Annotated in this window: 17 protein-coding genes; 16 read left to right on the top strand and 1 reads right to left on the bottom strand. The window is 51.6% G+C overall.

Going from position 1 to position 26,694, the window contains the following annotated elements; genetic code table 11:
• Positions 1-44 precede the first annotated feature (44 nt).
• From L1F29_RS25935 to L1F29_RS25920, 4 genes are all read left to right on the top strand, one after another.
• Positions 45-962, top strand: coding sequence for an alpha/beta hydrolase (locus L1F29_RS25935; RefSeq protein ID WP_258384923.1), 918 nt, complete (start codon positions 45-47; stop codon positions 960-962).
• 786 nt (positions 963-1,748) lie between these two features.
• Positions 1,749-4,181 carry an RNA polymerase recycling motor HelD gene (gene helD, locus L1F29_RS25930; RefSeq protein WP_258384922.1) on the top strand — a complete coding sequence of 811 codons (2,433 nt, stop codon included), beginning with the start codon at positions 1,749-1,751 and terminating at the stop codon, positions 4,179-4,181.
• A gap of 62 nt (positions 4,182-4,243) precedes the next feature.
• Positions 4,244-5,740 carry an MDR family MFS transporter gene (locus L1F29_RS25925; protein ID WP_258384921.1) on the top strand — a complete coding sequence of 499 codons (1,497 nt, stop codon included), beginning with the start codon at positions 4,244-4,246 and terminating at the stop codon, positions 5,738-5,740.
• Positions 5,741-5,897: 157 nt separating this feature from the next.
• Positions 5,898-6,059 carry an MFS transporter gene (locus L1F29_RS25920; RefSeq protein WP_258384920.1) on the top strand — a complete coding sequence of 54 codons (162 nt, stop codon included), beginning with the start codon at positions 5,898-5,900 and terminating at the stop codon, positions 6,057-6,059.
• Between the two features lie 311 nt (positions 6,060-6,370).
• On the opposite strand, the gene L1F29_RS25915 is transcribed toward L1F29_RS25920, so the two are convergent.
• Entirely contained in the window at positions 6,371-10,057 is a 3,687-nt protein-coding gene (locus L1F29_RS25915) for a DUF6359 domain-containing protein (RefSeq protein ID WP_258384919.1), read from the bottom strand.
• A 182-nt stretch (positions 10,058-10,239) separates the two neighbouring features.
• Here L1F29_RS25915 and L1F29_RS25910 point away from each other — a divergent pair, with 182 nt between their 5' ends.
• The 12 genes from L1F29_RS25910 to L1F29_RS25855 all read left to right on the top strand — a co-directional run bounded on the left by L1F29_RS25910 (position 10,240) and on the right by L1F29_RS25855 (position 26,693).
• Positions 10,240-10,377, top strand: coding sequence for a helix-turn-helix domain-containing protein (locus L1F29_RS25910; RefSeq protein WP_258384918.1), 138 nt, complete (start codon positions 10,240-10,242; stop codon positions 10,375-10,377).
• 330 nt (positions 10,378-10,707) lie between these two features.
• Complete coding sequence (locus L1F29_RS25905) at positions 10,708-11,430, top strand: ThuA domain-containing protein (RefSeq protein ID WP_258384917.1); 723 nt, start codon at positions 10,708-10,710, stop codon at positions 11,428-11,430.
• Between the two features lie 23 nt (positions 11,431-11,453).
• Positions 11,454-12,530 (top strand): Gfo/Idh/MocA family protein, encoded by a 1,077-nt coding sequence (locus L1F29_RS25900; RefSeq protein WP_258384916.1) that lies wholly within the window; start codon positions 11,454-11,456, stop codon positions 12,528-12,530.
• Between the two features lie 193 nt (positions 12,531-12,723).
• Positions 12,724-13,437, top strand: coding sequence for a hypothetical protein (locus L1F29_RS25895; protein ID WP_258384915.1), 714 nt, complete (start codon positions 12,724-12,726; stop codon positions 13,435-13,437).
• A 314-nt stretch (positions 13,438-13,751) separates the two neighbouring features.
• A complete protein-coding gene (gene nagA, locus L1F29_RS25890) occupies positions 13,752-14,903 on the top strand; it encodes an N-acetylglucosamine-6-phosphate deacetylase (RefSeq protein WP_258384914.1) in 1,152 nt (383 codons plus the stop codon).
• 738 nt (positions 14,904-15,641) lie between these two features.
• Positions 15,642-17,918 (top strand): DUF4855 domain-containing protein, encoded by a 2,277-nt coding sequence (locus tag L1F29_RS25885; RefSeq protein WP_258384913.1) that lies wholly within the window; start codon positions 15,642-15,644, stop codon positions 17,916-17,918.
• Between the two features lie 202 nt (positions 17,919-18,120).
• Entirely contained in the window at positions 18,121-19,491 is a 1,371-nt protein-coding gene (locus L1F29_RS25880; RefSeq protein WP_258384912.1) for a response regulator transcription factor, read from the top strand.
• On the top strand, positions 19,488-21,194 hold the full coding sequence (locus tag L1F29_RS25875; protein WP_258384911.1) for a cache domain-containing sensor histidine kinase: 1,707 nt from the start codon (positions 19,488-19,490) through the stop codon (positions 21,192-21,194). Before L1F29_RS25880 ends, L1F29_RS25875 begins: the two co-directional genes overlap by 4 nt.
• 181 nt (positions 21,195-21,375) lie before the next feature.
• Entirely contained in the window at positions 21,376-23,049 is a 1,674-nt protein-coding gene (locus L1F29_RS25870; protein WP_258384910.1) for an extracellular solute-binding protein, read from the top strand.
• Between the two features lie 88 nt (positions 23,050-23,137).
• Positions 23,138-24,802 (top strand): extracellular solute-binding protein, encoded by a 1,665-nt coding sequence (locus tag L1F29_RS25865; protein ID WP_258384909.1) that lies wholly within the window; start codon positions 23,138-23,140, stop codon positions 24,800-24,802.
• 85 nt (positions 24,803-24,887) lie between these two features.
• A complete protein-coding gene (locus L1F29_RS25860) occupies positions 24,888-25,778 on the top strand; it encodes an ABC transporter permease (RefSeq protein ID WP_258384908.1) in 891 nt (296 codons plus the stop codon).
• Positions 25,779-25,799: 21 nt separating this feature from the next.
• Positions 25,800-26,693 carry a carbohydrate ABC transporter permease gene (locus tag L1F29_RS25855; RefSeq protein ID WP_258384907.1) on the top strand — a complete coding sequence of 298 codons (894 nt, stop codon included), beginning with the start codon at positions 25,800-25,802 and terminating at the stop codon, positions 26,691-26,693.
• Position 26,694 lies beyond the last annotated feature (1 nt).

Below are 26,694 nucleotides of genomic sequence, written 5' to 3'. Positions count from 1 at the left end.
GTATCGGTTCTTAACGGCAGTACATAGAGAGGGGCGGCATAACTGTGGCAGTTTGGTTGATTTTGACGGGCGCGGCGATTGTCGCGCTTCTTCTATGGGTCATATGGACTATCGGCGCACGGAGCCAGCAGCCCCGCAAGCGGCCGAATGATAATCAACCGGACCGGCCGTTCGAGAACGTGACCTTCGAGAGCGGCGGTTCAACTCTTTGCGGGTGGCTCATTCATCCTCAGGATCGTGAACATAGCCAGCCGAATAGCGGCAATCAAGCCGACAAGCGGCCGCTTGTCGTAATTGCGCATGGCTGGGGATCGAATCGATCCCGGGTACTTCGCTATACCAAGCCGCTGCTGGGTGCCGGCTTCTCCTTATTTATGTACGATGCCCGCAGTCATGGAGAAAGCGACTCCATCTCTGCGCCATCGGCACTCATGTTCCGAGATGATATCGCGTCGGCTGTTGCTTCTGTACGCAAGTTTAAGAACGTGGACGCCGAACGGGTCGCCGTTCTCGGCCATTCGCTTGGCGGATTCGGAGCACTGCTGGCACTCGCGGATGGATTGCCTGTAAGGGCAGTGGTAACCGATTCGACACCGACGCGCTTCGAGACGATGCTAAGGGCAGAGCTAAAGCGCCACAAGCTCCCGTATTTTCCGCTTGGTCTTCTCATTCCGCCGATCTGGCTTCACCGTGCAGGTATAACGCGCAGCGAGTACGCGAAGGCGCAACTACCGGAGGCCTTAGACAGGAATGATAATGGGGCGCATATTCCCGTGCTCATGGTGCATGCTAACGGAGACGATTTCATTCCTGCAGACGATCTAAGAGAGCTGGCTAAGGAGCGTAAACTAAATACGCTGTTCGTGAAAGGCGCCGGGCACAGCTCCTCGGAGGAAGATCCGGCTTTCTGGCAGCGTGTGATTCCTTTCTTGAAGGAACATCTTCAGGTAGCGGATAAGTAAATAGCCGATTATGGATATCGAAATATAAGACCGCCTGCAGAGGCGGTCTTATTTCTTTAGGCATACTGACTGGCCCCAAAAAAGAAGCCTGCGAGAAATCTCGCAGGCTTGTTCAAGAGAGAATATATAATAAGGGGGGTCATGGGTCTATTATAGAACCCGAACATGAAAGGAATATGAAGGAAATATTACAGTTATATTACGAGATTGATAGGGACTCCATCCAAATAAAAGGAAGCCTGCGAAAAATCTCGCAGGCTACAAGAGAGAATATATAATAAAGGGGGGTCATAAGGCTATTATAGTTATTTAATATGAAAGGAATATGAAGGGAATATTACAGTTTCATTACAAAACCCTAATTTTGATTTGTAAGGTAAGAAAAGTGATGAGAGAAAATAAAGTTACATCAAATTATGTTAAGGGTACCCCTGAAGTAGTTCGAGCACGCGTCTCCGCTTACAACATAACCTATTATAATTCAGAGCCAGTGGACATAAAAAAGATGACCCCTGATGAATTCATGGGTCATCTCCTGATAGCTTATCTCGTGGTGGTTTGTTTAAACAAATAGCAATCCGGGTCAGTGTTCAGCTCTGCCGGAAGGTAAAAGAAAAAAATAAATTGAACGCGAATTAACGCTATGATATAATCGTTAGCGTCACTGACAAATTAAAATAAAGGATACGTTCGATTTTATTCCCACTTTAATTGTACATCTGGAACTTTGATTTGTCAATGCTCTTTTTTATACCGTAAATTGGAAAAAGGAGTGTGTTCAGGGAGATGGAAGCGAAGGATTGGCGGCAGGAACAGGAGCGGCAGGAACGGGTCAGGAACAAGCTGCAGGCGAGAATCGCCGAACTGGAGCCGGAGGTTGCCGGGCTGCGCGATCAGGCTACGGACATCCGCAAGCGGTTTTGGGAAGAAGTGACGATCAACACAAGCACGGCCGAGGATTTTGAAGAGACCTTTTACTCGGTTCAACAGCAATCTGCGATGCTGGCCGAACGGGAGCGCGGCCACAAACGGTTGGTGAGGCAATGGGAAGGCATGAAACGGCTGCTTCCGTCACCTTATTTTGGGCGCGTTGACTTTCAGGAGGATGGCTTGAACGCAAGCGAGCAGGTCTATATCGGCGTATCCTCCTTCATCGACAATGACGGATTGAATTTTCTGATCTATGATTGGCGTTCTCCCATCGCGAGCCTATATTACGACTATCCTCCGGGTCGAGCCTCTTATGACACGCCGGCAGGTCGGATCGAAGGGACGATGGAGCTCAAACGGCAGTTTCAGATTCAAAATGGGCGAATCCGCAACATGTTCGACGCGAGCGAAACGATTGGAGACGAATTGCTGCAGCAAGTGCTCGGCAAGGACGCGGACTCGCAAATGAAGAGTATCGTAGCCACGATCCAGAAGGAGCAGAACGCCATCATCCGCAACGACAATAGCCGGATGCTTATCGTACAGGGGGCGGCTGGCAGCGGGAAAACTTCCGCGGCCTTACAGCGTGTGGCGTACTTGCTTTACAAACACCGTCAGACGATCAGGGCCGATCAGATTGTGCTTTTCTCGCCCAATCCGATGTTTTCCAGTTATATCTCCACCGTCCTTCCGGAACTCGGCGAAGAGAATATGCAGCAAACGACGTTTCAGGAATATCTTGACTATTGGCTTGGTTCCTCATTGCGGTCGGAGGATCCCTTCGATCAGATCGAATTCACACTGACAGCACAGGGGGAGCCGGGATATGAGGCTCGCCTCCAGGGGATTGCGTACAAAACCTCCGAAGCTTTTCTGAAAGCCCTGCAGAACTACGGGAAGTGGTTGGGGCGGGAAGGTATGCGATTCAATGATGTTTGGTTTCGAGATCGCGTTCTGATTACTGCAGAGCGTATGAGCGCAAAATTGTACGACTTCGACAGTTCCCTGCCGTTGTTCAGTCGTATCGCTCTCTTGCAGGAATGGCTGTTGGATGAACTGGCTTCGCTGGAACGCGAGGAACGGAACGCGTTCTGGGTTCAGGAGGAGTTAAATTATCTCGATAACGAACAGTACGCGGAGGTTTTCGACATTCTGCACAAAGATAGGGAAGTGCTCGACCTTGCGGAGCAATACGCTGTGGTTCGCGAGCAAATGAACAATAAGCGTCGGGGAGATGAAGGCGACGTTGACTTCTCCCAGCGGGAAGAGGAACTGATCCTTCGAAGAATCGTGAAAGAAAGCTTTAAGCCGCTAAGGAAAAGCGTGAAGAACTTCTCGTTTGTAGATGCCAAAGGTATATATGGCCAATTGTTCGGCGACGAAACCTCTTATCGGGAGCAAACAAATGAGATCGCCATTCCCCCGCTTTGGCCTGAAATCTGCAAACAAACCAAGGATATGCTGAGCCGGAACGAATTGTTTCACGAGGATGCGACTCCTTATTTGTTTGTAAAAGAAATGGTCGAAGGCGTCCGAACGAACACGGAGATCCGGCATGTCTTCGTCGATGAAGGCCAGGATTATTCGGCGTTTCAATATGAATATTTTAAAAAGTTGTTTCCACGCGCCCGGATGACGGTGCTCGGCGATTTCGGGCAAGCGATCTTCATACAGGCCACAAACCTGGAAGCATCCGATTCTCCGCTGATCCGGCTTTTTGGCGAAGCCGATACAAGCCTCGTCCGCCTTGTGCGCAGCTATCGTTCAACCAGAGAGATTGTGGAATTCACGAAATCGCTGCTTCCCGGCGGGGAAGAGATCGTACCGTTCGAAAGAAGAGGCCGCAAGCCCCTTCTGATCCGATCGAACGGCGTAAAGAAGCGCGATGCACAATTACTGGAGGACATTGCCTCGCTCAGGGCCGAGGGCTTCGCTTCCATCGCCGTCATAACAAAGACTGCGGCCGAAAGCAGAGAGGTCTATGAGTCATTACGAATTCAAGGGGAAGAAGGGCTTCAGCTTATTACGAAGGAGACGAGGGACTTTGAAAAAGGAGTGATGGTCATTCCCGTGTATCTCGCCAAGGGTGTCGAGTTCGATGCAGTCCTGGTCTATGATGCTTCGCCCGAAGCTTACGGCCGGGATAACGAACGCAAGCTTCTTTATACGGCGTGTACGCGGGCGATGCACCGGCTTCATCTTTACACGACGGGCGATTGGTCGCCGTTCGTGCAGGCATTGTCTGCGAATTTTTACGAGAAAGCGCCCATATTGACGGATCGGGGGTAACCTTTGATCCTCGACCATTATTTTCATCCATACTCAGCTCGATGAGCAGAAAGCAGGGATCTATGTCAGCTCCTACGCAAACAAAACCGGTGGCCGCCGGCGGGGACGACTTCTCGCTCAAAGCCATTCTGCCGCCGCTCATGGCGATTATTGTCGGCATGATCATGGTTATTCTGGACAGCACCGTTGTTAATAATGCCATTCCGAAACTCGTTGAATACTTCGACACCGATCTGAAGACGATCCAATGGACCGTCACCGGCTATACGCTGGCCTTATCCGCCGTTATCCCGCTTGCAGGCTGGATGACCGATAAATTCGGTTCCAAGCAAATATTCATGATTACGATCGCCCTGTTCACGATCGGCTCCGTGCTATGCGGCATCGCGCAAACGCCGGAACAGCTGATCATTTATCGCATCATTCAAGGCTTGGGCGGCGGCATGATGGCCCCGATCGGGATGGCCATGGTGTTCAAGCTCGCGCCTCCAGAGCGCCGCGGATCCATCATGGGCGTACTCGGCATCCCAATGCTGATGGCGCCGGCATTCGGTCCGGTGCTATCCGGCTGGCTGGTCGATTCTGTCAGCTGGCACTGGATTTTCATCATCAATCTGCCGATCGGCATTATCGCCTTCATCCTCGGGTATAAATATTTGCCGAAATCCGACCGCCATGCGGCGCCGCATCTGGACGTCATCGGCATGTGCCTCGCGCCGATCGCCTTCTCCATGCTGGCGTACGGCGTAAGCGAAGGCGGCACCAGCTGGTCCTCCGCTTCGACGATCACGGGCTTGACCGTCGGCGGCATTGCGCTCATCCTCTTCATCTTCGTGGAACTGGCTCAGAAGCAGCCGCTGCTGGAGCTGAAAGTGTTCAAGTCGTCCGACTTTACACGCAGCATCGTCTTGACGTGGATCGTACAGCTCGCGCTGTTCGGCGCCATGCTGATCGTGCCGCTGTACCTGCAAGGCGTCATGCGCTACACCGCGCTTGAAACGGGCTGGATCCTGATGCCGCAGGCGCTATGCTCGGGAATCGCCATGCCGATCAGCGGCCGGCTGTTCGACAAGATCGGCGCGCGTCCGCTCGCCTTCGCCGGTCTTGCCGCCATATCCGTTTCTCTGTTCATCTTGTCCGGCATATCGGTGGATACTTCGCTGTGGGTTATCATCCTGTGCATCTGCATCATGGGTCTCGGCATGGGCTTCTCCATGATGCCGCTCAACACGCATGTCCTGAACTCTGCGCCTCGCCGACTGGTGAGCCGCGTCACACCGCTGACAACAGCAGCTCAGCAAGTCGTCCTCTCGTTCGCGGTCGCGGGCTTGACGGGTTATCTGACGTCGCAAATCACTTCCCACGCCGCAAGCGCGGGAGCGGACGCGAATCCGCTGAACGCCGTCGTCGCGGGTTACGGCGACACGTTCTTCCTGTCCGCGTGCATCGTGACCGCGGGCGTCGCACTGTCGCTCCTTCTGCGTAAACCGAAGCAGCAGGAAGAAGACGGAACCGCCGGCGGGGACAACCCGGACCCGGCGATGATGGTGGGTCACTGATCGCGAATCGGCTCCGATTCGCTCGTATGCAAGTAGCCTTGGCCGTTAGTCGGCCAAGGCTATTTTTTGCCGATCATGATAGTCTGTACAATACGTCTTTTACAAGGGCATGGGACTGTTTCTCGCAGGCTCGGCGCTGTGTGGCTTATCGCAGGACATGACACAGCTTGTCGTCTTCCGCGCCATCCAGGGGATCGGTGCCGGCGCGCTGATGCCGATCGGTATGACGATCATCGGCGACCTCTTCCCGGCCGAACGCACCGGCAAAATGCAGGGCCTGTTCGGCGCCGTATTCGGCTTGTCATCGGGCCGGCCGTAGTCGGATTTATCGTCGGCAATTTGGCCTGGCAATGGATTTTCTACTTCAACCTGCCGTTCGGCGTTCTCGCCGCCTCTTCATCGCTTCATCGCTGAAGGAATCGAAAGGCGAAGCGACTGGGGCGGTGCGGCCGCGCTGACGGGCGCCATTGTCTCGTTCCTACTGGCGATCGAGACGGGTTGCAGCGGCCCTTCGAAAGGCGGCTTGAAGCATTACGCTTGGGATTCGCCGCTGATTATCGGCTTGTTCGCCATCAGCATTGCGCTCCTTCTTTTGTTCCTTTGGATCGAATTCAGGGTGAGCGAGCGACATTACTTAAACGAGTTTATGACATGCATGAGATCGCGCATGAGCAGCTTGGCGAAATCAGCCTCGATCCCTTTACCTTCTCGCACTTTCGTTTGATGATAGGCAGCTTGCAGGTAGACGAGTTTCTGCCCGTTCTTCTTGCTCTGCGCATCTTCTATAAAGTGCAGCAGCAGCTTCGGCACATTCTTATCCTTGAAAGCGCCGGATGCGGCACCCGCTCGAACAAGCTCGTCCAGGTGCGTAAGATCCATCGTGACCTGAAGCTTCATCGTCTTCTCGGCTTTATTGCCGACTTTGTCCGTCGCTTCCGCCGTTACGACATGATTCCCAAGTGCCAGCTTGAATGCCGGAATAGGCTCCGACGGATTGATGATTTTGCCGTCAAGCTTGACTTCGAATTGCTTCATCCCTATCCCCGCATCCGACGCCGAGATGGCGCTCATATCGAATGCTTCATAGGTGAACCGGCTCAGCAGCTCGGGCGCCGCAATAACCGGAGACACGATATCCGAGCTGATCCGGCCTTCAGCTTCATACATGATCGGATCCGCCGCCTGGCGAATGAACCGCACGGTCGCTTCGATATCCTCCGGTCCCTGGGTTGCGTTTTTGCCGTATTGTCCAAGCAGCTTGTACTTCTCATTCGCTTGGCCGTACATGAAGCTGTTCACCGTCAACGAGTACGTTTGCGCCGGGTCTAGCGCGCTTCCGTCCGGCAGCGTGACGCGAACGACCTTGTTCGTGCTTTCATCCCATGTATACCAAGCGCCGCCAATGAAGGAATCCGGCCCATACTGCGGGCTGATCATGGCGTTCAGGATGTCGATGAACTGCGCCCCCGTCACTTCGATCCGCACCAATGTATTGCCGAATGGCTGGATGTTGAACAGCTCGCCCCATGTGATCGGACCCGCATCCAGGTTATCCCGCACACCGCCGCCGTTCATCAAGGCGAGGTCGCTGTGCATCGACCATTTCATGCCGTCTGCGATCAGATTGCCGAGCGCGATGTCGCCGATGATGCCTTTCGCCGGATAGCCTTTCGGCATCGCCAGCCCATTATTCCCGATGACCTCATTCACTTTCGGCGCCACAATCTCTTGATAATGCGTAATGAGAGCCGTAACCCCGGCATCCGGCATGACGCTGCCGTCCTGCACGACGTCGACGATCTCCGCCGACTTCTCGATAACGTCCATCGTAACCGGATCGATGACGAGATCGACGTCCGAGAAGGCGTTCCCGTATTCCCCCGATTGCACGATCAGCTTATTGTCTACGACTGCATTTACCTGCTGATGATTATGTCCGGCGAAGATAACGTCGACCGCATCGTTCACGGCAAGCGCCAGTTCCTCGATCTCGCCTTTCGCGCCTGCTCCGTCCTGTTCGCCCGGCACGTGCGCCAGCGCGACAATCGCTTCGACGCCTTGCGCTTGCAGCTCGGGTACGAATTTATTGATCGCTTCCGCCTCATCCGTGAAGCGTATATCGGCAATGCCGGTCGGCACGACGATCGATGGCGTCTCCGTCGTGACGACGCCGATGAAGCCGATCTTGACGCCGCCGATTTCCTTGATTGCATATGGCGGCAGAAGCAGCTCGCCGTTCGACTTGTACGCTACATTGGCAAGAATGAGAGGGAAGTTCATGCCGTCATAGCCGGGCGTGCCATTCGGATGCTCGCCGCCGTTCGTAAGACGAAGCAGCTCGGCCGTTCCTTCGTCGAACTCATGATTGCCGGGAGCGCCGACGTCCACGCCGATGGCTTCCAAGACCGCAATGCTCGGCTCGTCCTGCAGCAGCGCGGAAACGGGCGAGCTCGCACCGACCATATCGCCGGCGTGAACGATGAGCGTGTTTGGATTCGTCGCCTCATGCTTCTTCATATAGGCGGCCAGGTAATCTGCGCGTCCGAACTTGACGCCCGGCTGTCCGGAGACGGTGCCGGAAACATCGATTTTACCGTGGAAGTCGTTCATGCCCAGCAGCTGTACGTGAATCGGATCGCCGGGATTGCCCGCCATCGCCGTGTATCCGTTCGAGAGCGCTTCCTGCTCCGATGCGAAGAAGACGCGCGACTCCACCGGCACATCGGCCCATTTGTCCGGAGCTGCGAATCTCTTTGTTGCGAAATGGCCTGCGTAACGAAGCAGCCCTTTGCCCTGCTCGCGCGCACGGAAGACGAACGGCAGCTCCAGGAGCGGATTCGACTCGCTCCAGATGCCAAGCTTTGCCGCTTCGGCAGCCTTGACGGCATCGCCGTATTCCGTAAATTCCGCATCCGGTCCGATCGGCCACAGGAAATACGTAGCCGCATACCCTTTGGCGACCATTTCCAGATTGACGTTCATGTTGTCCGACTTGCGCACAACCTGAGCGAGCAGCCGGCCGTAATCGTCCGTCGCTTCCTTGCCGACCATCAGCTTCACCGTATCGCCAGGCTTCAGCAGCGTATTCAGGTAAGCTTTGGCCGCATTGCCGTGATCAAGCTGGTTCTGGTCCAGGTCGTTCTTGGGCGTATGGTACGTCTCCGCCGTATCGATGTTGACGAAGCGAACCTTCGTCGTGCCCAGCACCGGCGACTGCAGATGAATCGTATCCCCGTCCACAATAGCTGCAACGGTGGACTCGTATTCGCCCGCTGCATCCGGCGCAGGAGGCTGAGGGTCAAGCAGCGTCAGATCCGACGCCTTGCGCGGCAGCAGCTGGTAGCCGTCGTATTGGCTCGCTATGGCTGTGATCCGGTACCATTTGCCGGCCTGAATTGCCCCAATCGGAAGCGCCGACTCCATGACTCGAAGCGTCGTGCCTTGGAACGTCTCGTCAATCAGCGAGACGTTATAGCCGCCGCCGGCCGGGCTGGACGGCACTTGCTGCACGTAGCCGTTCAACTGTACGAGCCGGCCTTCGAGCGGCTCGCCGATGCCGCCAATCGTCGTCTCGACGGGTGCCGGAAGCTCCGCTCCCGATTGCAGCACCTCTACGCCGGCGGCCGAGGCGGGAACAATCTCGGTCAAGCCTTTGTAGGCTTCAATCTTGCCCGTCACCCGTACCCGATCGCCTTCATGCAGCTCGATCGGCGTGAAGCCGAACAAATTGATGCCGCCCGTCTCATCCTGCACGAACGTCGACAGCCTGCCGCCCCCGACCGCGGCATTGTCCGCCGTCACGACGCCTTCGACGATGACCGTCTGTCCGGGGCGCTGCTTGGCATCCGCGATCGATACAAGCTGCGGCTCGCCGGTTCCCGGTCCCGGACCGGAGAGCGTCTCGATCGCTGTCGGACTCTTTAAACCAGGTACGGCGAAGTAGGCGGTTAACGTACCCGTCACTTTGATCTTGCTGCCGATCAACTGAGGGTTGGTCTGCAGACCGTACTGCGCCCGGAATGAAGCCGGGAGCTGTACCGGCAGCAGATAAGCGGCATCTCGCTCGTCCGGCGAGTCAGCCAGTACCAGGTTGAAATCGTTGGCGAACGGAGCTGTGAAGGCATACGCATTCGTTCCCGTCGTATGCGCGACCACATACCCTTCCACAGATGCAATTCCGCTGTTGTTCGCAATCGCTTGTCCTACGGTCCAGCTTGCGCTTTCTGCATATACGCGGGTGAATTGAGGCCCGATGACGCTAGTCATTGCAAGCACGCAGACGAATAGGCATAATGCGGTTTGCTTCAATCTCTTCACTATTCTTCCTCCTTCTATCAAATCAGATTCGATGATAGAATAGGTGATCAATGTAAAGTGATTACCAGATATTTGTAAAGATTTTCTTCAGTTTTTCGCAAACAATGTCGATTGCGGTATCAAGCAGGGCGAACTGATCTGCTTGCCGGATCGGCAAGCAGCGTCTCCTTGAAGCAACATCGATGTCAGTCAAGGAAATCGCGATGGTCAGCGGCTCTTACGATGGAGCGCATCTCTCCAAATCATTCAAAGCGAGCGAAACGATGACGCCGCAGCAATATCGCGAACAAGACGCTTATCTACTAATCCAGCCCGATTGAGATCGGCTTTCGGATTGTATCAGACCGTAAACCTGCATGCCGCTTGGGGGCAGACGGGAGTTACGGTTTGTTTGCTTTTTCGATGGATTCTCGAATGCTCTGCCACCGATACGATGCTGGACGTTCCCTTCGTCGCCAATCACTTTTTATCGTAATTTTACAAAACGTGTGCGATCGTACAATACGGCGAATGGAAAGAGAACTATAATGCATACGTAAGCGATTGCTGGGCGAGTAAGACGCCCGCGACGAGTTGCTTTATTCAACACGAAGACGCCTCGGACGTTAAATAAACCTATGCCGCCCAAGGCGATTAAGGAGATGATTTAAGTGATTCGCGTAACCGTATGGAATGAAAATGTTCATGAAAAAGATAACAAAGCTGTTTTGGCTATTTATCCTGAAGGCATTCACGGACAGCTTGCCAAAGGAATTGCTCAAGAAGGCATCGAGGTGCGAACGGCTACCTTAGATCAGCCTGAACACGGATTGACCCAAGAAGTCCTTGATCATACCGATGTATTGATTTGGTGGGGCCATATAGCGCATGAGAAGGTGGAAGACGAAATTGTAGACCGCGTACACAGCAGAGTTTTACAAGGCATGGGACTCATTGTATTACACTCCGCACATTGTTCCGAAATATTCCAAAAATTGATGGGTACTTCCGGCGATTTGAAATGGAGAGAAGCGGACGAAAAGGAGCGCATCTGGGTTATCGATCCGTCGCATCCGATTGCTGCGGGACTAGGCGAGTACATAGAGCTTCCTAGTGAAGAAATGTACGGCGAGCATTTTGATATCCCTGCGCCGGACGAGCTGGTGTTCGTAAGCTGGTTCGAAGGCGGGGAAGTGTTCCGAAGCGGCTGCGCTTATCATCGCGGCCAAGGCAAAGTTTTCTACTTCCGTCCAGGTCATGAAACCTATCCGACTTACTATAACGAAGAAGTGCTGAAAGTAATCTCCAACGCGGTGAATTGGGCCGCGCAGCCTCGCGGTGCGAGCCCGGTATACGGCAATGCGAAGCCGCTTGAAGAAATCAAGGCGAAATAACGATTGATTGGGGCGAAATACAAATGAGAGAAATTAACATAGGGGTAATCGGACTTGGAGAAATGGCGCGGCATCATATCAGGCAGTTACTTCTAGTGCCGGGTGTACGTATTGCCGCGGTATGCGACATTCATTCAAAGGCGGTGCAGGAGGTGGGAGATCAGCTCGGCATCCCTGCTTCCAAACGGTATGAAGCCTACGAGTCGCTGATAGGCGATACCCAAATTGATGGTGTACTCTCGGTTACGCCGAACGATAAGCACGCAATGATTATCGAAGCGTGCATCCATGCCGGGAAACCGCTCTTTACCGAGAAGCCGTTAACGCGGACGTATGAAGAAGCGGTCCGGGTTCTTGAATTGTATCGACGAAAAAAGCCGATTCCCTGCATGGTCAATTTCTTGTGGCGCAACACCCCTGCTTTTCAATACACTAAAAAAATGATCCAGGAAGGGCGGATCGGACGCATTAACCATTTTTTCGTGCAATATCTCCAAGGATGGGGTTCGTCCGGATATCATACGCCTTTCATATGGCGGTTTGACGAAAAAATTACCGGTACCGGAACGTTAGGGGATTTGGGCTCTCATATGATCGATCTCGCACAGTACATGATCGAGGACGATATTACCGATATTCAGGCGATGCTTACGACGATCGTGCCGGAACGTCTTGACCCGGAGACAGGTGCGCTTAAGCAAGTAACCGTTGACGATTTTGCCTGTTTCAATGCGCGTTTCACCCAAGGCGCAGTCGGTGTATTCCAAACGTCACGCAATGCAATCGGAGCCGACAATCAGCATGAAATATCTTTATATGGCGAAGAAGGTTCACTGCATGTATCCCCTGCCAACAACCAGGTCGTGTGGCATCGCTTGAAGGAGGGCGGGGAAGAAACGGTAACCGAAACCATTGAGGTGCCGGCGGAGGAAGGTCTGAATCCTTGGCAGACGTTCGCCGATCTGATTCGAGGAGATGCGGCAGCAAATTATGCCACGCTGGAGGATGGGTTCACAAATCAACTTCATATGGAGGCTATCGTTCGTTCAGCCCGGAATCGTTCAATGATTGAAGTGGCTTCATTAGAATCCTATAAATAATTTTATATGTTGAAAAGCGGCCTGGAAGAAACTCGGATTCTCGTCTCAATGGGAATTCGGGTTTCTTTGTAAGGAATATCTAAGGTATCCTATTGGAAATGGCTTTGAATAGTGGGGAGGATGATCCGTGGAGGACATCGTCGGGCATGAGGTCAAGCGAACGCGGTTTAACGTTTCGAGGTGGTTGAAGTAAATGGCTGAACACCATATAACCCAAGTTGAAAGCCAAGTCCGCGAGGGAACGAAATATAACCGGAAGGCGCTCCAAGCCTATCTCTCCTTATATCCGGCGAGCGGTATCAGGTTAAACGCAGCGGTATTGGTGCTTTTTTTCCTTAACCTGTTTCTGGTGATCCCTGTGCTCAGCGTGCCGTACGTGCCGCTGTATGCTTATCTTCTGATTCCGGCGCTTATTGTCATGAACGTATGGGCTCTGGCCCTCATTATAGCTCCCCGGAAGCTGCAGCTGAATTACGTCTTGTTCCGGGGTGTGTTTGGCCTTGTCTGCTCGGCGGGATTTATGATCGTAACCCAGAAGCTTGCCTATAGCGGGCTTCGTCTGACGACTCCTTGGTATGCGCTTGTATCGTTCACTGCCTACGGATTTGCCCTTTATCACTATGCGCGGTCACATATCCGGAAGCTGGAATCTCCGCCAAAGCAGCGCCAAGACCGTACGGGCATGCCCATGGTTTCACTAACCGCGCTGACCGGGCTTGGCTATCTCCTGGCCAATCTCTCGTTAATGTTCGTAAGCGAGGAGACGGTAACGATCATTCTGATGTGCGTGTATACCATGTTAGCTTTCATTATGTTTCACTTTATCCTGGAGCTGCATCGTTATTACTGGCTAAAGCGCTCTGCCGGCAAGGCTCCGTCGAGCAGAGCGTGCAGAAAGAAGCCATGAGATCAGGTTATATATGATTCGGTCAGAATGTCAGCAGCCCTTATCGTCATAACGCATATTCAAGTCCCGCTGCAGGCGGGCGAGCGTCTCCTGATAGGCTCGATAATCGTCGCTTAGCAGGCGCATTTGCTCAACGAATCGCTGGAATGCCGAATCGGGGGTACTAACTGTTAAGCTGGATCATGCGCCTTCGGCGCGCTTGTTCGAGGTGCTGCACCGGGCCGATGAAACTGTTATCTTGCGAACTCCCAAAGTCAGGGTGTAAGCTGCTTATAGGACAACGATTCTAAATGAATTCGAGGAGCGAAATCGGAATGACAACTGTGCTTATCCGGAACGCACGTTTGATCAGCGGCCATGAGCTTGCACCGGGGTGCGTAACGGTTCGAAACGGCCGAATTGAATCGGTTCATGACGGGGATTCATGCCCCGATTCGGCCGATTTCGAAATCGATGGTCATGGACACCTCCTTATTCCCGGCATGATTGATGTGCATATTCACGGTGCCGCAGGCCATGACATGATGGATGGTACGATTCAAAGCGTAGAAACCGTTTCAAGAGAGTGCGCCAAGTCGGGCTGCACCTCATTCTTGGCAACATCCGTTTCATCGTCCTTGGATGACCTCCTCCGTATGATTTCAAGTGTCTCCCGTGTCATGGGCCATGAGCCCGGAGCGCAAATCGCAGGCATTCATATCGAAGGCCCATACTTGAACGCGAAACGTAAAGGCATGCAGAACGAACGGTATTTACGTCACCCCGACCTGGATGAAATGGATATGATCTTACAAAAATCGGGATCGCTGATTCGAATGGTCACTTTGGCGCCAGAGCTTCCAGGCGGCACTGAGATGATCGAGTACTTGAAATCCCGCGGAATTATCATATCCATTGCTCATTCAGATGCTACATACGAAGAAGCCAAGCATGCTTTTCGATGCGGCGCGAGTCATGTTACGCATTGCTTTAACGGGATGCGGCCCATCCATCACCGCGACCCCGGCTTAATTGTCGCCGCATTCGAAGAAGAGCACGTCAGCGTCCAAGCTATTGTCGACGACGTACATCTTCATCCGGCCATCGTCCGGTTGATGCATCGGGAGAAGGGAGCCGATAGAATGGTTCTTGTTACAGATGCTCTGCAAGCGATGGGGATGGGGGATGGGTTGTACCTGTTTGGCGGACATGAGGTCAGGGTTTCGCAAGGAGTGGCCACATTAACCGATGGTACGCTTGCATCAAGCACCGTGACGATGAACGAGGCATTGGCGAAGACCGTTCGCTCCGGAATATCGTTGAAAGATGCCGTGACGATGGCAACTCAAACGCCGGCGGACTTGTTGGGCCTGGTCAACAAAGGACGGATCGCTCCGGGCGCTGATGCGGACTTCGTTTTGATGAATGAAGCTTTTGAAGTGTTATTGACGGCCGTGAAAGGCAATGTCGTATACCGTCGCGCCTAATTATTAGTACGGACGAAACACCTATAACATAATGAAAATAATAGAAAGATCCGCCACGGCGGATCTTTCTGCATTATGGCTATACCTGACAGATGTATGTTGAAGCAGCTGCCCGAAGGAAGGGAGCGGCTGCATCGCTGATTGCTTGCTTAGAAGAGCATCGTGACATGCTCCCACCACTTATAGAAGTGGGGGCTTCCCAGGACATATCTAATAACCTAACCGATAAGCCTTATTCACGTGATCACCCCCATTCGTCGATTATACCAAAAAAGAAGGAATGTACGTTCGTATATTTGTCGGCAAACAGAATACTAAAAGCACCGATTCATCCCCCACCTACACGCTCACTACGTGAGTTAGGAAGTTTAGAGGTGGGGACTTCTCGGATTTTAGGTTAAAAAAGACATTACTCGACTGAAAACTGCCTGCGAAGCTGACATTTACCTGCAAAGCAGATGAATATGAGAAGAAAAAAAAGATGGGAGGCCCATGCGATCATGGGCCTCCCATCTTTTTTTGTGTAATAAACTGCACGTCATATGACCAACGAAGAACGGGTTATAGGAAAAATAAGGCTGCCGTTCAGCGGAAGAACGCAATCGAACGGCCATATGGATGATATGGCAAAACCCTCGGACCATATTCATAGCACTGTACTTGAGCATATCACTATAATTGGAAATGCAGCACAGATCTATGTTTGGCTGTAAGATAACCATTTGGCGGAGGTGTATGATGAAATTTAGAAAGTTGGCTTTACTCTTCATTTGCTTTGCAGTATTTGCTAGCGCTTCAACGGTATCGGCGGGTAACGAGTACGATGATGAGGATTACTACTATTATGAAGATGATGGTGACGGCAGTGTGGAAGAGGGCGATGACAATCGTGGAAATCCGACTCAGCTCAAAAATTTGGCGCTCGGCTTGAATTACTCGTTATCGGAGCAGCCTCATGAGATTTACCCGGACAGCGGCAAGGAACTGACGGACGGTCAGTATGGCAGCTTGGAGTTTTGGGACGGGGCTTGGCAGGGGCATCCGAGAGGAATGACGAGGCAGGTCATATTCGATCTTGGCGGACTGAAATCCATCAGCCAAATTAAATCCAATTTCTTGAACGATACGGATCCGGGCATTATGCTGCCTACCGCCGTCTCCTATTACGTATCCTCCAATGGTCAAGACTGGTCGAACTTGGATCATGTCGCCTCTCCCCGCTCGTTCTGGGAGTGGTCGGCGCCTAAATTGGAACAGTATGTATGGGACGGAGAAGTGAATGGGCTGCCGGGTAAAAACGCCAAGAAAAACGCAGATAAGGCGCTGGCCAGATATGTAAAGGTCACCTTCACGATGGAGATGTTCGTCTTTATCGATGAGATTGAAATTTGGGGTTATGACGGCAAAGTTAAGGGAGCGAAGAAGCTGCCGCCGGATCGTCCTGCGTATTTGAAAGCGGGCGAGGCAACGGGCGGCATTCATAACCTGGTGCTTATGCCCAACAGTTACTATTCCGACCAGCTCGGAGACTGGACGAAGGAAGAACTGATTCCGTATATCAGCTACGTCAATAGTGAAGGAGAGCCGCAGGACTGGTTCTATGACGGATTGCTGTTCTGTCCGAACTATGCTCCTTCCTACCGCAAATTTGGAACCGATCCGCCGGCCAACAGCAGCGATTGGATCTGGTATGCGGATAAGACGTTCGCGGCGGATGGGGATTTGCACAATTTGAACGAAGCGGTCAAGGAAGTCGGTGCGAAGCTGGGGCAGCCGGACCATAAAGTTAAAGTGGTGCTGACGATCCCGTATCCGGTGGAATCGCAGACGGACTTTGGCGACATTGACGGCGACGGCATATCCGAAAACTTCAATTCGGCCTCGATCGGCATTGATGCGGCATATAACAACAAGCTGAAAGTCATTAACTGGCATGTGAAGGACCTGCTTCAGAAGTGGGAAGATAGCGAATTTTCTCATTTGACGTTAAGCGGATTGTATTGGTTGAGTGAAAATATCGAGCCCAAAACGCCGCGTGAAAAAGAATTAATCAAGGCGACAAGCGACATCGTGCATGAAGCGGATTTGAAGTTTTTCTGGATTCCGTATTTCCAGGCCAACTCTGTCCATGAATGGAAGGAGCTCGGCTTCGATGCCGCAGCGCTGCAGCCGAACCATTTCTTCTTCTCGCACGGAGAATACCGGATTCAAGATACGGCTCAGCTTGTCCAGCAATATGGCATGGGATTCGAGATGGAGACCGATGAGGACATGAATAAGAGCTATGCCCTTCGGTCCAAGTACACCGAGTATCTGAACGGCGGGGTTAAATACGGCTATATGAAGGACGCATTCAAGGCGCATTATCAAGGGATTACCTCTTTGCTCCGTGCAGCACGCAGTAATGATCCGGAGATTCGCATGAACTATGACTGGATGTATCAATTCGTGAAAGGCACTTATACCGAGCAGCAAGGAGGACCTGCCGACGGTTCGGTCAATCTGGCAGCGGGGCTCGATTATACGACATCTTCTCCTGCCTCTGAGCATTATTCGGATGCCGGCAAGGAGCTGACGGATGGCTTCTACGCAGGAACGGACTTGTTCGATTGGAAGTGGCAAGGACATGCGGGCGGCGATCCGACGAGGGAGTTTGTGTTTGATCTCGGCGCGAAGAAGTCCATCGGCATTGTGCGTGCCGATTTCCTGGAATATGCCGATGCGGCCATCTATTATCCTGAGCGGATCTCCGTATCCGTATCGAATGATGGCGTCACGTGGACCCCGGTTGGCGAAGCGCTTTCTCGTACGGTACCGGGTACGACTCGTACGGTCGAGCCGCAAGTCTTTGCTTGGAAGGGCGACCGGGACGGGGTAATCGGCCATCCGGACGCGACCAAGGTTTACGCTCAGTATGTGAAGGTTACGGTTCCGCTGCAGCGTTTCATATTTATTGACGAGCTTGAAGTGTATGGACTGAACGAACGGACCGAAGGCGCCATAGAGCTGCCATAGACCGATTTGGAGCTGTTCCGCAAGCAGTAGGGAATAACTGCTGCGGGACAGTTTTTTTATTCAGCGACTACGTAACGGATGTGCGAATCAGCGTATCGACGTCGCCCTGCCTGGCCAGCAGAGCCGGGTGGTAGGCGATCTTCTTCATGCTATAATGACATTGCACTTTCTTTTACAAGACTGAAATCGAGGCGGTGGACAAATGTTAAATGTACTGATCGTGGATGATGAAAGGCTGGTGCGCAAAGGACTTATATCCACGATGCCGTGGGAGAAATATGACTTGCACATTGCCGGAGAAGCGGGGAATGGACGGGCTGCGCTCGATTTCATGGAGAAGCATCGGGTCGATCTTCTGTTTGTTGATTTGACCATGCCCGTGATGAGCGGCTTTGAACTCATGAAGGCCGTGCGCATGAAATATCCGATGACATGGCTCGTCGTCCTCACTTGCCATCAGGATTTTGATTATATTCAGGAGGCAATGCGCGCAGGAGCAATCGATTATGTCGTCAAAACCCAGCTGGACAAGGAACACATGGACGGCATTCTGCTTCGTATTATACAGAGGATCGAGTTCGAGCAAATGAATCAAGCGGCCAGAACGACGGTTTCCAATAACGGGACTAACGAAAGCCCCATTATATTGATTGCCGGACGAAGTCCCGCGGCGCCAGATGATGTTTACGCCATATTGCACGATGCGGGTTTTCATTCAGCGACAGCTATGGGAGACAATATATGGTCCGTGCCCTCTGCAATTCATGAAGCGGCGCTTCGGCGGTTCGTTGCCCGGACGGATGAATTCATCCTCTTGAAAGTGCATGGCAATAAACAAACTTCCGTATCGGAAATCCGACATTACATGTTTTATGAATACGAGCAGCATCGGAATGTATACGATCTGCAGCTGCCGCTGCCGGAGGATGTGCAGGCGTGGAATGCCCGCGATTTACTGGATGAATTATGGTTCTCCTACCACTGGCTCCATGACGAGAAAATTTGGGACAATCTGATCGCGTTGATCGAACGTACGAAACCGGACACCGGGCAGCTGCGGGACATGCTGCATCAATCAGTAGAGCTTTGGCGTGAGTTATTCCCTAACCGCGAATTGGACGAACGTGAAGCAGAATGGCTTTCTTCAGGATTCTGGAAGGAATACAAACGATGCGTTGGCGATCTGCGAAACCAGATTCGAAATGGAATGAAGCAGTCCGCGTATTCTGACGAAATCATCATCGCTATTATGAAAGCGCTATATTTTATGAAGAAACTGGAACATACAAGTATCAATCGAGACCTTATCGCGGCAAAAATCAATATGAGCAGCGGTTATTTCAGCGAGTGCTTCAAGGATATAACCGGAAGAACGTTTGGCGACTACATGAAAGATTTGCAAATCGACAAGGCGAAGGCGCTGCTCGAAACAACGCCGCTTCCGATTTACCGGATTGCGGAGCTGTCAGGCTACAAGGACGATAAATACTTCAGCAAAATATTTCGCGAGCGCGTTGGCATCAATCCTGCCGAATACCGGAAGACGCATGAAAGGAGCAGGCTGACTCCATGATCTTTGACTTTGATTGGTCCTCCTTAAAAACGCGGCTGGTGGTTACCCTCTTGATGAGCACATTGATTCCGCTCCTTTTGTTGGGGGCGATTTCCTATTTGGCTTTGCAAAATGTGTTTCAGCAAAAAATCGAAAATGGCATTCAAAATACGCTGTCGCAAACGCGCGTGAACCTCGAAAACACGCTCAGCAATATGGAGTACGCTTCACTGCAGCTTTCGCAGGAAGGAACCGTCGGACAAGCACTGTCCGAGCTGTTCTCGTCCCGAAGAATATTCGAACAGCTGCAGCTGACGACAGAGATTCAGCAAAACATGAATTTGGTCAACTTTACGAATCCGTATTTGGGCGTCATGCTCTATTATTTTTCCGATAAGAAGGAGTTTCGGTTTCAAAACAGGGAAATTCGCAATGATTTTGCGATCGAAAGTCTCCCCTTGTTATCCAAAACGAAGGGGGCTTCGTTTTTCGGTCCCCATCCGACAGGCTACAAATATAGTCAAAATACCGTTTTTTCCATGATCAGACCCATCGAAGTATCCGGAGTAAAGCCGCAATCGGTATATGTGTATCTGGAAACGAACCTGCTCTTATTCGAACAAATAATTAGCAAGAAACAATATGGTATGGCTGCCTCGCATGTTCTGCTAAATCAAAACGGTAAAGTCGCATACAGCGATGACCCGGATCGGTTCCCGCCCGAATCCGATTTTGCATCGCTCAAGACCGTCGGCGACTATCTGTTTAAAGAAAGCAGCGATCAAGGATGGAGCATCGTCGTTGCCATTCAAAAGAATGATTTTGAACAAGAGTTTCGCGCCTGGCTGTTGAAATACGGCAGCATCAGTTTGGCAAGCGTGGCGTTAAGCATAGCGCTTGCTCTACTGGTATGGCGAACGATGTACCGCCCGATCCGCAAAATTATGAAAGAAATCCGCCTTATCTCCGGCAATAAATTTAATTCGCAGCTTAATCTGACGCATATCCGCGAATTCGATACGGTGCTGCATGAGTTCGACCGGATGCGTTCGAGCATCAGGGAACTGTTCGCCGAAATCGAGCAAAAGGAACGCATGAAGGCACGCCTGGAAGTGGAGAAGCTGCTTCATCAGATTAATCCTCATTTCATTCATAATACGTTGAATACGATTCAATGGATTGCCCGCATGAACGGGCAGGATGAAATCGACCGGCTCGTCTCGATATTCACCCGCGTTCTTCATTACAATCTCGGCAAGGAAGGCGCAATCGTCACGCTGAATGAAGAGCTCGCGGCATTGAAGGATTATGTCGCTTTGCAGCGCATTCGATACGATTATCAATTCGATGTCCGTTACGATATCGATGCATCCCTGCTTGATCAACCGATTCCCCGGTTTATTTTGCAGCCGCTTGTTGAAAACGCTTTATATCATGGGCTTGGCGATGAAACCGGGGTCATAGAAGTGAACATTGCCACGTTGAACGGGAGTATGAATATTCAGGTGAAGGATAACGGAGCAGGGATGGCCGAAGAGGAAGTGTCGCGGCTGCTGTCGCATGGAAGCGAAGCCCGGCAAGCCGGTCTTGGCATCGGGCTGAATTATGTGCTGAGAATGATCGATGTCCATTACGGAGATTGCGGCAGCTTTCAGATTGACAGCCAAATCGGACAAGGCACGGCGATGACGCTCCGGCTCCCGATGGCCGCGCTGACAAAATGAAAACAGTAGGAATTCGGTCGGCATTGGTAAGAATGCGGTCGCTGGCGGACATCAGCGGGTGCAACCTCAGGACCGTTTTCACCCTATCTATGACCGGATTCTGTCCTTGCCGGAACAGAATGCATCATATAATCGAGATGCAAGAGAATCTATTCTAATGACAGACGAGGGGGAATCGGCAATGAAGCTGAAATTGGCCGCAATCTGTCTTGTGGTATTCATGCTTATCGCAACGGCGTGCGGCGGGGGCGACAAGGGACAAAACGGGAAAGCAAATCAGTCGGAAGGAACACAAGATACGGACAAGGCGCCGGAATTCGACAAGGATGATATGTTCGGCAAATATGCAGAGCCCATTACGTTAAGTCTGGGAAAAAGCGTCAGTACGAAAGACACCAATCTGCCTAGCGGAGATACCGTCGACAACAACGAGTTTTACCGATTTATTGAGAATAAATTGAATGTCAAAGTGACGCATGCTTGGCAAACCGAAACGGTTGACGCCTATCAGCAGAAGCTGTCCGTATCGATTGCAAGCCGGGATCTGCCGGACGCGTTCATCGTCAATGAAAAGCAGCTTAAGCATTTGGTGGAAGCCGATTTGATTGCCGACCTAACAGACATCTATCATTCTCTAGCAAGCCCGCTTGTAAAAGATTACTATGAGTCCTATGGTGACCTCGTATTGAACAGGGCTACCATTGATGGCAAACTGATGGCCCTGCCGAGTACTACTATTAGCGGACAGCATAACTTGACCTGGATCAGGCAGGATTGGCTGGAAAAACTGGAGCTGAATCCGCCGAAGACGCTCGACGATTTAATTGCTGTGGCTAAATCATTTATCGAGAACGATCCGGATGGCAACAACAAGAAGGATACGTACGGCATGACCGGAATTCCGGAATTGGGCGGAGTTGGCTATAGCACTCCGAACACTTTCGAAACGATATTCGGGGCGATTGATGCTTATAAAAGCCAGTGGTTGAAAGACAAGTCGGGCAACGTGGTCTACAGTTCGATTCTGCCGGAAATGAAAACGGCCCTGGCCAAGCTTCATGAATTATATGCGGCGGGGATCATTGACAAGGAATTCCCGGTTCGCAAAGATCCTAATGAGCTTGCCGCAGGCGGGAAACTAGGCATCGTCTTCGCACCGTGGTGGTTTCCGTACACCAATACGTTTCCCGATTCCATCAAGAATGACCCGAAAGCGGAGTGGAAGCCATATTCTGGTCCTGTAGATGCGGATGGAAAATACAATACATACGATGTGGATCCGGCCGGTTCATACCTGGTTGTCAGGAAGGGGTACAAACATCCCGAAGCGGTTATGAAAGTTCTGAATGTCGAGTACCAGGCTCTGCGTTGGCTGGATCCGGATGCAGTGGACATTTATAAAGGTTTGAACGTCAGCTGGACACTATGGCCGTTTGCCCTCCAACTGGATTACAAGGATGCCGTATATAGGTATCATATGGAATTGAAGAACGCTTGGGAGGCAAAAGATCCATCCCAAATTACGACTCAATTTGTAAAGGGATGGTATGATAATGTGGCGATAAATGCGGAGAATCCGAAAAAAAATCTCGCAGCCTGGTCCGAAGCAATGTCCCGGATGGATGGTTCGGCTGAAGCGAATCCGGCCAATTACAATGAAGTTCAAAACGTCTTTTACGGACGGACGAAAACGATGGAACAGAAATGGGCCATTCTAGAAAAAATGGAGAACGAAACGTTCCTGAAGATTGTTCTCGGTGAAGAACCGTTAGATAAATTCGATGCTTTCGTAAAGGAATGGAAAAAGCTCGGGGGCGATCAAATCACCAAAGAAGTGGAAGAAGAAGCCAAGTAATCGTTGGAAAAGACAAATAAAGATCAGGGTGGGCGCTTAGGTGTCCGCATCATACACTATTCTATTGACAGACAAGGGGAAATCAGCAATGAAGCTGAGATTGGTTGCAATCTGTCTTGTGGCATTCATGCTTCTCGCAACGGCGTGCAGCAATAATGAAAACGGACAAAGCGCGGAAGCAAATCAAACCGAAAAAACGACGGATGCGGGCAAAACGCCGGAAAGCGGCCAGAACGATCCATTCGGCAAGTATGGCGAGCCGATCACGCTGAGCCTGGGGAAGGCTGTCAGCACGAAAGATACCAATCTGCCAAACGGAGATACCGTCGACAACAACGAGTACTACCGGTTTATCGAGAAAAAGCTGAACGTTAAAGTGACGCATGCTTGGCAAACCGAAACGGTTGACGCCTACCAGCAGAAGCTGTCCGTATCGATCGCAAGCCAGGATCTGCCCGATGCTTTCATTGTTAATGAGAAACAGTTGAAGCAGCTTGTCGAAGCGGATCTGATTGCCGATTTGACAGATGTGTATGACAACTATGCATCTCCGCTAATCAAAGGCTATTACGATTCATACGGCGATCGCGTCCTAAAAAGAGCGACCTTCGATGGAAAATTAATGGCCTTCCCCAATACGCAGATTGGCGGACAGCATAATATGACCTGGATCCGGCAGGACTGGCTCGATAAACTGGGGCTGCAGCCGCCAAAAACGCTGGATGAATTGTTCGATGTGGCAAAGGCGTTTACCGAGAACGATCCGGATGACAACGGCAAACAAGATACGTACGGATTTACCGGCATCCCGACGTTGGCAGGGTGGAACTCGGTCAACGGATTCGATCCGATCTTCGGCGCGTACCATGCTTATAAAAGCCAATGGCTGAAAGACGAAGCGGGCAACGCCGTATACAGCTCCATCCTTCCGGAAATGAAAACGGCTTTAACCAAGCTGCGTGAATTGTATGCAGCGGGAATTATCGATAAAGAATTCCCGGTCCGCAAGGATTCGAATGAATTGATTGCCGGCAACAAGGTCGGCATCGTATTCGGCCCGTGGTGGATTCCGTATTCGCCGCTGCCGGATTCGGTCAAGAACGATCCGAAGGCCGAATGGAGACCGTATACCGCTCCGCTCGATGCGGACGGTAACTTCAACACCTATGACCAAAATCCGACCGGTTCGTTTCTTGTTGTGAATAAAGAATACGCTCATCCCGAAGCGGTCGCCAAAGTGCTGAATGTGGAGTACGAGGGCATTCGCAAGCTAGATCCGGAATCCAAAGAGATTTATAAGGACTTGAACGTAAGCTGGGCCATCTGGCCATTCGCGCTGCAGGTCGGCAATGAAGACGACGTCTACAGGACCCACCTGGAGCTGAAGGCGGCGTGGGAAGCGAAGGACCCGTCCAACTTGAACGACGAGCTCAAAATGTGGTACGAAAACGTGAAGAAAAACACCGAAAATCCGAAAAAGGATCTAAACGACTGGTCGAATGCCATGTCGCGCATGGACGGTTCGGCCGAAACCGATCCGGGCAAGCTTACGGTGATCCGCAATGTCTTCTTCGGGCAAACCAAAACGATGGAAATGAAATGGGCGATACTGGAAAAGATGGAGAACGAAACGTTCCTGAAGATCATTCTCGGGGAAGAGCCTGCAGATAAATTCGACTCTTTCGTAACGGAATGGAAGAAGCTTGGAGGCGACCAAATCACCAAAGAAGTGCAAGAGGAAGCCGGCAAATAGAGTCAAACCCGATTATCGGTTCAAGGAGGGCGCAAAGGTGTCTTGCACCTTGCGCCTTCTCTACTTCATGGGAGGAGCGCGGAATATGAAGGATAAGAGGACAATGCTGCAATATCATATCATGTTGTCTCCCGGGATCATATTGCTGTTTATATTCAGCATTATTCCGATGTTCGGCATCGTAATGGCGTTTCAAGATGTCGTGCCGGGAAAAAAAATCTGGAAGCAGGCATGGATCGGCTGGGACAACTTCGCATTCATGCTGCAAATTCCGGACATCAAGCAAGTGGTGATCAATACGGTTCTGATCGCTTCGATGAAAATTATAGCCGGCATCGTCGTACCGGTTGCATTCGCTCTGCTGCTGCATGAAGTGCGGCTGTCCTGGTTCAAGCGCACCGTGCAAACGATCGTATATTTGCCCCACTTTATGTCATGGGTCATATTGGCCGGCATTATGGTCAACATTCTATCGCTTGACGGCATTATCAATCAGATAGCGGGGTTATTCGGGGCAGATCCGGTCATGTTTCTGGCCAGCAATAAATGGTTTCGCCATATCATTATTTGGAGCGACGTATGGAAAGAATTCGGATTCGGCACGATCGTTTATCTGGCCGCGTTGACCGGCATCAATCCATCGTTGTACGAAGCGGCGGAGATCGATGGAGCAAACCGGCTGCATAAGCTCCGATACATCACGATACCCGGCATTATGCCGACGATCGTATTGCTGACGACATTAAGTCTCGGCAATGTGCTGAATGCAGGCTTCGATCAAATCTTCAATCTATACAATCCGCTCGTCTATTCGTCCGGCGACATTATCGACACGTATGTCTATCGCCTCGGTCTTGTCCAGATGCAATACGGCTTGGCCACTGCCGTCGGTTTGCTCAAATCGGTCGTGGCGATCATTCTGATTGCGTTGTCGTACCGATTGGCCTATAAATTCGCAAACTATCGCATTTTTTAGACGCAGGAAAGGAGGTTGGCCATGGTCAGGTCGCAAACATTATCCAGCCGTCTCACCGACGGCATCATCTTACTGGTGCTGACCGTCATTGCACTGACTTCTCTCTATCCGCTGTGGTATACGATCGCACTCTCCTTCAGCGATAAAGCCGCGGCGAACGCAGGCCAAGTAACGATATGGCCAAGCGGATTCAATTTGACGTCCTATCGGATTATTCTAGATGACGAGAAGTTCTTTCGGGCATTCGGGGTCTCGGTCAAACGGGTTGTTATCGGAGGAGCGATAAATTTCTTATTAACCGTCGTGATGGCTTATCCTTTGTCGCGCAATGCCAAACAGTTCCCCGGACGAAACCTGTACATGTGGTTTCTCGTTTTCTGCATGCTGTTTTCCGGAGGCTTGATTCCTCTATATATCACGATCACGACGCTCGGGCTGCAAAATACGATCTGGTCGCTGGTCCTTCCGGGGGCGGTACCGATTTTTAACGTTATTCTGATCATGAATTTTTTCCGCAGCTTGCCGAAGGAATTGGACGAAGCGGCCGTTGTAGACGGCGCAGGGCCGTGGTATTCGCTCTTGCGCATTTATATCCCGCTTTCCGTCCCCGCCATGGCCACCGTTACGCTGTTTAGCATCGTCGGGCATTGGAATTCATTCTTTGACGGCCTTATATATATGAGCAAACCGGAAAACTATCCGCTGCAGACCTACATCCAGCAGCTGGTCGTCAATATAACGCCGGATTTAATGAGTCAGATGTCGACGGAGCAGCTGATCGAATTGATGAAGGCCTCGAACAAAACGCTGAACGCCGCCAAACTGATGGTGGCCATGATCCCGATTCTGCTTATTTATCCGTTTTTGCAGCGTTATTTTGTTTCCGGCATTGTACTGGGATCCGTTAAAGAATAGT

Origin of the sequence: Paenibacillus spongiae, from assembly GCF_024734895.1 — a bacterium.
GTDB classification, from domain to species: domain Bacteria; phylum Bacillota; class Bacilli; order Paenibacillales; family Paenibacillaceae; genus Paenibacillus_Z; species Paenibacillus_Z spongiae.
Note: the sequence above shows the minus strand (reverse complement) of the source record. Positions and strands in the feature narration are given on the sequence as shown.